Genomic DNA, 10402 nt, shown 5'->3' with positions numbered 1-10402 from the left:
CGGCCTCTGATTATGCGCAGGTGGGGCTGTCGCGGCGGCGCCGACCGGGGCCGTAAACCCAAGCGAATCCGCCAGTTGCCTCCCCGGAAGTCGGGGCGGCTGGCGGAACTGCACATAATCCGGAGCTGCACATAATTGCGTCCGACGACGAATGGCCGAATGGCATTCTCGGCCCGATTGTTGTCGATCGGCAGGTGGCCGTCTTCGAGGAAGAGAATCAGTGACGGCCACTGATTCAAGGTATAGGCAATGGCCTTGCCGAGGAGGCTCTGGGGCAGGACCTGGGGCGCCTTCTCATCCAGCCAGGTCTTGATGGCGTCGAGGATCGGGCGACTCTGAATCATGCGCTGCGCCTGGCGCTCGGCGGGCGTGACGTCGCGCAGGCGCCGCTCCACGGCGTAGAGCTTACCGATCAGCGCCACCATCTGGTGGGCCGCGGCGGTGTGCGTGCGCCCGACGGTGGCCTCGACGAATTTACGCCGCACATGCGCCCAGCAGCCGGCGCGGCCCAGCAATACCAACTCCACCACCAAGGCGTCGTAGACGCTATAGGCGTCGGTGACCAGATGCCCGCGATACACCGGCGGGTCATGAGGTGGCGCACCGCCGCACAAAAAGCGCCGGGGCGCCGCCCCGCCGCGGGTGTCGGCGTAATCAAAGATCAGTACGGGCCGCTCGGGTGGTCCGCCACAATAGACCCACATATACGATTTCTGCGTCGCCTTGCGGCCTGGCTCGTCAAGCACTTGGACGGGCGTCTCATCAATGTGCAGGACCGGCCCAGTCCATAAGAGTGCCTTCATGGCAGCCATGAGCGGCGTGAGCTTCGCGTCGAGCTGGATCAGCCATCCGGCCATGGTTTGGCGCGAAATCTCAATGCCTTCGCGGGCGACGATGCGCTCTTGGCGATACAGTGGCAAGGCGTCGGCGAACTTGCCCACCACGATGTCGGCCAGCAACGAGCTGTCGGCGATCGCCTTGGGGAGGATTTGCGGGGCGCGTGGGGCGATGATCACGCCCTGTTCGGCACCGAGTACCTCCGGGTGCAGTGGGGCGTATTTCGCGCGCTTGAAGACGATGACATAGGGCTGGCGCGGGATGATCGCCAGTTGTTCGGATTCGTCGTAGCCGATCAGCTTCCAATCGTGGCCCAGGCTCGCCTTGACCGCCGCCGGCAGGTCGATGATCCGCTCCACCCGCGGCAGATGGGCCGGCAGCGGACGGCGCACCGGCTTGGTCTTCGGTGGTGCCGCGGGCGTATCGGGGACCGGTGGCGGGGCCTCCTGCTCCAATTCCCCGATCAGCGCCTCTAGTTCCGCCTCGTCGAAGAGTCCGAGTTGATTGGGGGCGACCTGCTCGCTGCTGGGAGCAAAGCGCTTGCGCTTGAGCAATGCGATATAGTCAAGCAGCTGCGAGATCCGTTGCGCCTGGATCTGGAGCGCGTCGGCTTGGCGGGTCCGCTCCTGCTCTAATTCGACCACGCAATCCTTCAGCCGAATCACTTCGGCATGCAATGCAAGTGGGTCTGAAGAATGTGAATGGGCAGCGGTTGGCATGCCTGCTATTCTATCAGAATAGCGCCTTGCAGGTGGTCAGAGCGCGCATTCACAAGACACGGAAATGGACCTCCCGATGCCCCTCCATCCGCTGCCATTGCAGGCCGTCGAGCAGCCAACGCAACTCGCGGGTCGTGACCGTCACGGCCGACGCGTCGGCGCTCACCGACGGCCAGCGGAAGCGCTCACGCTCCAAGCGGCGGTAACACAACCAGAAGCCATTGCGTTGCCAGCACAGCACCTTGAGCTTGTCGCGTCCACGATTGCAGAAGACGAAAACCTGCGCCGTACAAGGGTCCTGCTGCAACACGTCGACGACCAACGCCGCCAGACTGTCGATGGACTTGCGCATGTCCGTGGCCCCCAGCGCCAGGTAGACCCGCGTCTCCTCCCCCAAGGCGATCATGCCCGCGCCGCCAGGGTGGCCAGTACCCGTGTCAGGGTCGCCCCGTCGAACCCGCAGGCCACCTCAATGCGCACCCCGCCATGGGCCACCACCGCAATCCCGCTGGCTCCGCCAGCGATCGGCGCCAGCCGCTCTTGAAGCACCTGCACCGGCACCAATTGCACCCCCGGTAGCGGTGCGGCGCCCAAGCCCGCCGCGTCCTCCCGCAGTCGGCGGAGCCACTGATAGAAGGTGCTCTGTGCTACCCCCCGTTGTGCGCAAAACGCCCGCACACTCAGCCCGCTTGCTTCATAGGCGCCGACCAGCACCCGCCACTGCGCCGCGCTGCGCTGCTGATCGCTCCCCCGTTCCGCCATGTCGCATCTCCGGCCTTGTTGAACCAGGCGCGATCTTCGCTGGTTCGACCGGGGCGGCGAAAGATGTAATTCGCCGGACGCTTACGCCTGATTGAGGTGTTGCGGGACCTGTCCGACTTCGAGCTCTTTTGGCGTCACGGCAGCGAAGGCGCACCGATGGACCGGGTGTCAAACCGAACCATGCTGATCGACGTGCATGCCATGCCGGTACTCAAGGAACTGGTGGCATACCTCGTCATCGAGCGGCTCTACAAGGAAATGGCCACCCTTCCGGACAGCCCGGTGACGGAGAACCGGCGGACCATTCGGACCATCCTGGTCATCGACGAGGCCCATAACTATCTCGGTCAGAAGAACATCTGCCTGGAACGAATCATCCGCGAGGGGCGCTCAAAGGGTGTCGTGGTGTTCTTTGCCAGTCAATCGCCGAACGACTACCAGCAGAAGTTCTTCAACTTCCAGGCGTTGCTGGAATTCGCCTATATTTTCCAATGCGACGGCGTGGCCGCCGCGTCGGTGCAGGATATTGTTGGTTGCAGCGCCAAGACCGCCAAGGACCTCCAGACGGAGATTTCACGACTGGAACCTTGGCAGGTGATTGCGCGCAGTCAGGAGAAGACAGAGGAGTTCGTTAAGTTCACCGCCGGGGCGTTCTACAAGAGCGACTCTTGACCGCGAGCGGCGAGAGGCTGACATGAGCTACACCAAGCCATGGGCGAGCTGCGAATCGCAACGGTAACTTCATTGAACCATCTTTCGATTTTCAATCTTTGAAAGAGCCATCCGCCCGCTTCTGATGTTGACTCATCCGGTGCCCACATTCCGGGCAATAGCGGACAAAGAGGCCAACAATCCATCCGATATTCCAACTCAACGTATACTTATAGAGCAGTTGAAGGGGAAGCAGTAACAGCTTTACAATCCCGAGCCGCCCGCACACTTTGCAGTCTCTGCAGTCTCTGCAGTGATCCATTTGCTCATCTCTCTGTTTTCAATTGCGTTATACTTTACCAGGCAGGCACGTTATGCCGCCCGGCACCCACCCATACCCAGCATCGCCGGAATTGACACTGGCCCGAGGATCTATCCTAAAACCCGTAGACCCATCCTTGCGATTCTCACTTTAGCCTAGACAGGCTACCGATGCCACCATGGGCTGCACCGGGCAGTGGGTCGTGAGGCGCCGCCCGCGCGGCACAGTGACGGCCGGGGGCGTCCCAAACATGTCACACATACCCTGGACAACACGGGGTCAGAAATACCCGCGTTGAACATTGATCATCGTTCCGGCCACCAACAGTCTAAGCGCAGAGCGCCTGACACATGCGTTACACCGCTTGAGAGATTGGGCAAGTATTCACTGTAGGTTGGGCTGAGGAACGAAGCCCAACGTGCGGCCGAATGCAAGGCGCTGAAATGTTGGGGTTCGTTCCTCACTCCAACCTACAGGATTGCGGCTTTTACGGGTCCGGAGCGAATACTTTCACAGTCTCTTGAGCGGTGTAACGAGCGCCGGGTGAGAGGCAGCGGCCGGGATCATGATCGAGGCCCGACAGCGATTTTGGCGCCTTCCCTCAGCACCATCTGTCGCCCCCGACATCATTCCCTAACCATGACTTCGGCCGTTCCCCCAGACCCCACAGCAACCCGCTTGATCACTTTACTGGCGCGACTGTCAGAGGCATTCTGGCGCCCGGTCGCGGCCGACGATTTGACAGCGGCACTGACGAAATAGTCGCCGGCCGGGATATTCTTGAACCTGAAGCGACCATTACTATCCGCAATCGTCGTGCGTCGATATTGGAGGCATCGAGGGTCCAGCTTTTGCTGCGATGAAGCTGCACTATTGTAGACATAAAGCGAATAAGAAGTCACCGGATTCAACCGGATTTCATTTCCCGCCGCCACCTTGATATCGCCATTGCTTTTCTTCAGAAACGCCTGACCGGTGATCGTTGAATTTCCGCTTTTCGGCAGCGCTGCATATTCCGATGCAGAAAACGCGACCGGCGATGCCACTGGCGCTGGCGCCGGCGTAGTGGCGCATCCAGCCAGAGAGACGATGAGCAAAAGGAGGGCGATGATATTCACGCTGGACCTACCTGGATTGGCTGTCTTTGAGCAAGAATCATCGCGGCCGGACGCCGCTCCCACGGAGGGGACAAAGCCCCGTGGGGCGGCCTCAGGCCGCACACCGTCGCGGCCTGGGGGCCGCTCCTACCGGCGGGGTAAAGCCCCGCTTCAGCCGCCTGAGAGCGCCAGGATGGCGTCGCGGTTGGTCCAGGAACCGGCCAGGGCGGCGGCGCGCAACCCGGGGAGCCAGCGGTAGTCCTGGTGCTCGCCCGGGTCCAACTTGATGATGCGACGGGTCTCCAGCACCAGGGCGAACCAGTATTCACGGTTGAACCGCACGTTGGGTGCATAGCGCTCCCGCCAGGCGCGCACGATGGGAAAGAGCACCGAGCGGCGCAGATCGATCAGCGCGGAGCCGGCCCACAGCCCGGTCTCCTCCCGCACCTCCCGCAGGGCCGCCAGGCGCGGGCTCTCGCCGGGGGCGAGACTACCGGTTACTGATTGCCAGAACTGGCCGGGGCGGGTGCGCCGCAGCATCAGAAACTCACCGCCCCGGGTACAGATAACCACCAAGACGGATTGCGGACGCTTGAAATGCGTGTCGGACATCGGCTCTGCCTCCTGCGCGGTTGCCGGCTCCAGCCCGCCGCCAATCAACCCCGCCATGTCGTCACCCCGGGACTGCGCGTGCCCCGGCACCTGTGTCGCGATCTCCAGCGCCACGACCCCCACCTCAGGCGCGCGCCCGCAGACGCAGACCCAGCTCCTTGAGCTGGACCTCGTCTACCGGTGACGGGGCGCTGGTCATCAAGCAGGCGGCGGTCTGGGTCTTGGGGAAGGCCATGACGTCGCGGATCGAGGCCGCACCGGTCATCAGCATGACGAGGCGGTCCAGGCCAAAGGCGATGCCGCCGTGCGGCGGGCAGCCGAAGCGCAGGGCCTTGAGCAGGAAACCGAAGCGGTCCTCTGCCTGCTGGTCGCTGATGTTGAGCAGCTGGAAGACCCGGCGCTGCACCGCATCGCGATGGATACGGATGGAGCCGCCGCCGATCTCGCTGCCGTTGAGCACGCAATCGTAGGCGCGCGACAGGCAGGCGCCGGGGTCGGTCTCCAGCAGGTCGAGCTGGTCCTCCATGGGGGCGGTGAAGGGATGATGCAGGGCCGCCCAGCGCTGGTTGGCCGCGTCGTGCTCGAACATCGGGAAGTCGACCACCCACAGCGGCCGCCAGCCGGGCTCCATGAGCCCACGGTCCTGACCGAGGCGTACCCGCAGCGCCCCAATGGCCTCATTGACCACGTTTGCCTTATCGGCGCCGAAAAAGATCAGGTCGCCGTCCTGCGCCCCGGTGCGGGCCATGACGCCGTCAACGGCGGCGGCGGTGAGATTCTTGACGATCGGGGACTGCAACCCCTCTTTGCCCTTGGTCGCCCACTCGTTGACCTTGATATAGGCCAGGCCCTTGGCCCCATAGATACCAACGAACTTGGTGTACTCGTCGAGCTCCTTGCGGCTCAGCTCCGCTCCCTTGGGCAGGCGTAGCGCCACCACCCGCCCCTTGGGGTCCTGGGCCGGTCCGGAGAAGACCTTGAAGTCGACGTCGACCATCAGGTCGCCCACATCGATCAACTCCAGCGGGACTCGCAGGTCCGGCTTGTCCGAGCCAAAACGGCGCATGGCCTCGGCGTAGGTCAGGCGCGGGAAGGGGTTGGGCAGGTCGGCGTCCAGCACCTCTTTGAAGAGCCGCCGGATCATCTCTTCCATGAGGCCAGTCAGCTCGTCCTCGGTCATGAAGGAGACTTCGATATCGAGCTGGGTGAACTCCGGCTGGCGATCGGCCCGCAGGTCCTCGTCGCGGAAGCAGCGGGCCACCTGGTAATAACGGTCCATGCCGGACATCATCAGCAACTGTTTGAACAGCTGCGGCGACTGCGGCAGCGCGAAAAACTCGCCCGGGTGGGTGCGGCTGGGGACCAGATAGTCGCGGGCGCCCTCCGGGGTGGACTTGGTGAGGATGGGCGTCTCGATGTCCAGAAAGCCGTGGTCGTCCAGAAAATTGCGCATGACCCGCGTGACGCGGCTGCGCACGCGCAGCCGCTCCTGCATCTCCGGGCGACGCAAATCCACATAGCGATAGCGCAGGCGCACCTCCTCGGAGGTGTCGGCGGAATGGGTGTCGAGCTGGAAGGGCGGCGTCTCGGCGGCATTCAGGATCGTGAGCCCGGTGCCCAGGACCTCGACCTCACCGGTCGGCAGGTCCTTGTTCACGGTGCCCTCCGGACGCGGGCGCACCCGGCCTTCGATGCGCAGCACGTACTCGCTGCGCGCCTGCTCGGCCAGCGCGAAGACCTCCGCCCGGTCCGGGTCCAGGACCACCTGGATCAGGCCCTCGCGGTCACGCAGGTCGATGAAGATGACCCCACCGTGGTCCCGCCGCCGATGCACCCAACCGCACAGGATCACCTCCTGTCCGATCAGGCCGCTGTCTAATTCACCACAGTAGTGCGTGCGCATGAGCCGATCGCCTTGTTAGCCTGATCCGGGGCGCCGCGTGGCCCCCGGATAAAACGTTTCAAGATACTGGCCTGTTACCGGTCGCGCAAGTTGCGATGCCGTAATCAGCGCCGATCGGGGACGGATCGCGACGGGGCGCCGCCCGTAGGAGCGGCCCCTAGGCCGCGACTGGAGCTGGCGGCAAGCGCCATTGCGGCACTCTGGCGATCAGGTCGCGTCCGACTTGGCGGCGGGTTTGCTTTCCGCAGGCTTGGCGGTGCTCTCGGCCGGCTTGGGGGCGTCCGCCTTCGTTTCCGGCTTCGCCGCGCCGCTCCCTCCCCCGCCGCCGCTCTTCTCGCCGTCGGTGTGGAGATTTTTCTTCTTGTCGCCCTGCTTGAAGTCGGTTTCGTACCAGCCGCTGCCCTTGAGCCGGAAGCCGGCGGCGGAGATCTGCTTCTTCAGGGTCGGCTGGCCGCACGCCGGGCAGTCGGTCAGGGGGGCGTCCGCCAGCTTCTGGAGTTTCTCAAGTTCGTGGCCGCAGGCCTCGCAGCGGTATTCGTAGATCGGCATGTCAGGTTCCTCATCATGTGGATGGGCGGGAGTTATAGGGGTTTCCGCCCCGATGTCAAATCCGCGGGGTGCCGACCGGCCCTTGCACCGGGGCCACCCTTGGGCCTAAATCTGGGTCAAAATGCTTCGTTTGCGCCCGCCACCAGCCGAGGACCCCATGGCCGATCTTGCTCCCCACCCCGCCGCCCGCTCGGTACTCATCACCGGCTGTTCAAGCGGGATCGGTTACACCTGCGCCCACGGCCTCACCCGGCGCGGCTGGCGGGTCATCGCCTCCGCCCGCCAGAGCACAGACGTGGCACGACTCCAAGCGGAAGGGCTCACGGCGGTGCAGTTGGACCTGGACGACCCGAACTCGATCGAGGCGGCCCTCGCGGCGACCCTGGCCATCACCGGCGGCACCCTGGACGCACTCTTCAACAACGGCGCCTACGGCCTGCCCGGCGCGGTGGAAGACCTGACGCGGGCGGCGCTGCGCGCCCAACTGGAGACCAATCTGCTCGGCACTCATGACCTGACCTGCCGGGTGATCCCCATCATGCGCCGTCAGGGGCACGGGCGCATCGTGCAGAACAGTTCACTCCTGGGTCTGGTCTCCCTGCCCTTCCGCGGCGCCTATGTCGCCAGCAAGTTCGCCTTGGAGGGGCTGACCGATACCCTGCGCCTGGAACTAGCCGGGAGCGGCATCCAGGTCTGCCTGATCGAACCGGGACCGATCCTCTCCCGCTTCCGGGAAAACGCCCACCAGGCCTTCAAGGCGCGGATCGACACCGAGCACAGCGTCCACCGCGACGCCTACCGGCTGGCCGAGGCGCGACTCACCAAGGAAGGCGCCGCCCAGCCCTTCACCCTACCACCGCAGGCCGTGTTGAAGGCGCTGATCCACGCCCTGGAGCAACCGCGCCCCCGGCCGCGCTACTACGTGACCTTCCCCACCCACCTCTTCGGCATACTGCGGCGGGTGTTGAGCAACCGGGCGATGGATTGGGTGCTCAGCCGCATCTCCGGCGGCGGGGCGCGGTAGCCGGCCTTGAACCAGTCTTCGCCTATCCGCTATGTCGAACCGGTCTATCGCCCACCGAGCGAGGCCGACTCACTGATCCTGCCGGTCACCGACGGCTGTTCGTGGAGCCAATGCAGCTTCTGCGAGATGTATACCGTGCCGCAGAAACGCTTCCGCGCCCGCGATGAAGAAGAGGTACTGGAGAGCATCCGGCGTGCCGGCGAGTATGGCGGCGATCAGGTGCGGCGGGTATTCCTTGCCGATGGCGATGCCCTGGTGTTGCCGACCCGGCGCCTGCTGGCCTATCTGAAGGCGATCCGCACCTGTCTCCCGGCCGTGCATCGCGTCTCCAGCTATTGTCTGGCGCGCAATCTGAAAAGAAAAACCAGCAGCGAGCTGAATGAGTTGCGTGAGGCGGGCCTGACGCTGGCTTATCTCGGCGCAGAGTCAGGGGACGATACGGTACTGGCGCGGGTGAATAAGGGTGAAAGCTTCGCATCGACCCGGAATGCACTCGACCAACTGCGCGCGGCCGACATCCGCCGCTCGGTGATGATCATCAATGGCCTGGGCGGCCAACGTTTGAGCGAACAACACGCGGAAAACTCCGCGCGCCTGATCAATGCCACCGCGCCCGAGTACCTCTCGATACTGGTGCTCATGCTGCAAGATGGCGGCGCCCGGTTCCGCGCGGCTTGGCCCGACTGGCAAGCCCTCTCGCCAACCGGCCTGTTCCGCGAAATGGAGCGATTCCTGTCGGCACTGGAACTGCGGCGGACCATCTTCCGCGCCGATCATGCCTCCAATTGGCTGTTACTCAAGGGCACGCTCGGCGCCGATAAGGCGCGCCTGCTGGCGCAGGTCAGGGCGGCTATCGAAAGGCCCGCGGCAGTATCACTGCGGGCGGCGGGGGCACGCGGGATGTGACTCATTGGTGCTCGGGGCGCGGTGCGCACAGGAGCCAATAGCTGGCCCCCGCGAGCAGCCCGCACACGGCCATCCCGAGCAAGAGGGGGCGCGCCGTGCCGTCATGGGCCAGACTGACCAGTGAGCCGACGACGGCCCCGGCCCCGAAGCGCGCCGCCCCCGAGAAGGCGGAGGCGGTCCCCGCCATCGGCGCAAAATAGCCCATGTACCCGGCCATGGCGTTGCCGAGCACCACCCCGGCCATCCCCAGATACAGGAGCGCCGCCAGCACGATCCCCCACAGGGGCGGTTGGCCCATGAACGCGAGGCCAAAGAGCCCCAGGGCGGCACCCACCTGCACCCAGAGGCCCAGGCGCAGCAGTCGCTCCATCCCCAGGCGCGTGACCAGATAGGTGTTGAACGAGGTCGCCACCATGGCCGCCGCCACGTTGACGCCAAACAAGACCCCGAACCAGGCGGTCGGCACGCCGTACAACACGATATAGACATAGGGCGAGCTGACGATAAAGGTCATCATGCCGCCGAAGGAGCAGGCCCCGGTGAGCAGATAGCCCATGCCGACCCGATGGCGCAGCAATTTGAAATAGTTGCGCAGGACCCGGCCGACCTCCGCCGGGTGGCGGCGCGCGGGCGGCAGTGACTCCGGGATCAACCAGAAAAAGAGCGCGCTCGCGAGCGTCGCGATGCCAAAGAGTGCGATGAAGACCCAGTGCCAACTGGCGTGGGTCACAATCAGCCCGCCGATCGAGGGCGCGAGCAGTGGGGCCAGGGACATGGTCAGCATCACCAGGCCGATCACCCGGGCATAGTAGTCGCGCTCAAACAGGTCCCGGACCAGGGCCGGCACCGTCACCGCGATCGCCGCCCCACCCAGGGCCTGGACGACGCGCGCCGCCAGCAGGGTCCCCATGTGGTCGGCCAGGGCACAGCCCAAGGCCCCCAGACAGAATAGGGCCAGGCCGCCACCGATGGTCACGCGTCGGCCGAACATGTCGGACAGCGGCCCCACGAACAATTGGG

The 10402-nt window shown here is 64.7% G+C and carries 11 protein-coding genes; 3 read left to right on the top strand and 8 right to left on the bottom strand.

Annotation, left to right across the window (positions count from 1 at the left end):
* From QZY44_RS11350 to QZY44_RS11340, 3 genes are all read right to left on the bottom strand, one after another.
* On the bottom strand, window positions 1-1481 hold a 1481-nt coding region (locus QZY44_RS11350), incomplete at its 3' end, for an IS66 family transposase (protein WP_295446248.1).
* Between the two features lie 124 nt (window positions 1482-1605).
* Window positions 1606-1962 carry an IS66 family insertion sequence element accessory protein TnpB gene (gene tnpB, locus QZY44_RS11345; protein WP_295446246.1) on the bottom strand — a complete coding sequence of 119 codons (357 nt, stop codon included), beginning with the start codon at window positions 1960-1962 and terminating at the stop codon, window positions 1606-1608.
* Window positions 1959-2318: a hypothetical protein gene (locus QZY44_RS11340; protein WP_295446244.1), complete on the bottom strand. Its 360-nt coding sequence runs from the start codon at window positions 2316-2318 to the stop codon at window positions 1959-1961. The genes tnpB and QZY44_RS11340 overlap by 4 nt, the downstream gene beginning before the upstream one ends.
* A 99-nt stretch (window positions 2319-2417) precedes the next feature.
* Here QZY44_RS11340 and QZY44_RS11335 point away from each other — a divergent pair, with 99 nt between their 5' ends.
* Complete coding sequence (locus QZY44_RS11335; RefSeq protein WP_295446241.1) at window positions 2418-2990, top strand: hypothetical protein; 573 nt, start codon at window positions 2418-2420, stop codon at window positions 2988-2990.
* A gap of 927 nt (window positions 2991-3917) precedes the next feature.
* Here the strand turns inward: QZY44_RS11335 and QZY44_RS11330 are convergent.
* The 4 genes from QZY44_RS11330 to QZY44_RS11315 form a co-directional block, all read right to left on the bottom strand.
* On the bottom strand, window positions 3918-4409 hold the full coding sequence (locus tag QZY44_RS11330) for a hypothetical protein (RefSeq protein ID WP_295446239.1): 492 nt from the start codon (window positions 4407-4409) through the stop codon (window positions 3918-3920).
* Between the two features lie 150 nt (window positions 4410-4559).
* A complete protein-coding gene (gene nudB / locus QZY44_RS11325; protein WP_365304053.1) occupies window positions 4560-5114 on the bottom strand; it encodes a dihydroneopterin triphosphate diphosphatase in 555 nt (184 codons plus the stop codon).
* 10 nt (window positions 5115-5124) lie between these two features.
* On the bottom strand, window positions 5125-6903 hold the full coding sequence (gene aspS / locus QZY44_RS11320) for an aspartate--tRNA ligase (protein WP_295446237.1): 1779 nt from the start codon (window positions 6901-6903) through the stop codon (window positions 5125-5127).
* A gap of 207 nt (window positions 6904-7110) precedes the next feature.
* The gene (locus tag QZY44_RS11315; protein WP_295446235.1) at window positions 7111-7452 is read right to left on the bottom strand and encodes a zinc ribbon domain-containing protein; all 342 of its coding nucleotides are present in this window, start codon (window positions 7450-7452) and stop codon (window positions 7111-7113) included.
* A 157-nt stretch (window positions 7453-7609) separates the two neighbouring features.
* Between QZY44_RS11315 and QZY44_RS11310 the strand changes: the two genes are divergently transcribed.
* Together QZY44_RS11310 and QZY44_RS11305 are read left to right on the top strand one after the other, a co-directional pair.
* Window positions 7610-8476: an SDR family oxidoreductase gene (locus QZY44_RS11310; RefSeq protein ID WP_295446233.1), complete on the top strand. Its 867-nt coding sequence runs from the start codon at window positions 7610-7612 to the stop codon at window positions 8474-8476.
* A gap of 6 nt (window positions 8477-8482) precedes the next feature.
* Window positions 8483-9382 (top strand): radical SAM protein, encoded by a 900-nt coding sequence (locus QZY44_RS11305; protein WP_295446232.1) that lies wholly within the window; start codon window positions 8483-8485, stop codon window positions 9380-9382.
* Between the two features lies 1 nt (window position 9383).
* Here QZY44_RS11305 and QZY44_RS11300 read toward each other — a convergent pair.
* Window positions 9384-10402 (bottom strand): Bcr/CflA family efflux MFS transporter (locus QZY44_RS11300; RefSeq protein ID WP_295446230.1); only part of this gene is annotated, 1019 nt, incomplete at its 5' end.

Origin of the sequence: uncultured Thiodictyon sp. (assembly GCA_903837595.1) — a bacterium.
Taxonomy (GTDB): domain Bacteria; phylum Pseudomonadota; class Gammaproteobacteria; order Chromatiales; family Chromatiaceae; genus Thiodictyon.
Note: the sequence above shows the minus strand (reverse complement) of the source record. Positions and strands in the feature narration are given on the sequence as shown.

Excerpts from the sequence above, each read along its gene's own strand:
- QZY44_RS11310 (WP_295446233.1), top strand. The coding sequence starts at position 7,610 with ATGGCCGATCTTGCTCCCCACCCCGCCGCCCGCTCGGTACTCATCACC.
- aspS (WP_295446237.1), bottom strand. The coding sequence starts at position 6,903 with ATGCGCACGCACTACTGTGGTGAATTAGACAGCGGCCTGATCGGACAG.
- tnpB (WP_295446246.1), bottom strand. The coding sequence starts at position 1,962 with ATGATCGCCTTGGGGGAGGAGACGCGGGTCTACCTGGCGCTGGGGGCC.
- QZY44_RS11315 (WP_295446235.1), bottom strand. The coding sequence starts at position 7,452 with ATGCCGATCTACGAATACCGCTGCGAGGCCTGCGGCCACGAACTTGAG.
- QZY44_RS11340 (WP_295446244.1), bottom strand. The coding sequence starts at position 2,318 with ATGGCGGAACGGGGGAGCGATCAGCAGCGCAGCGCGGCGCAGTGGCGG.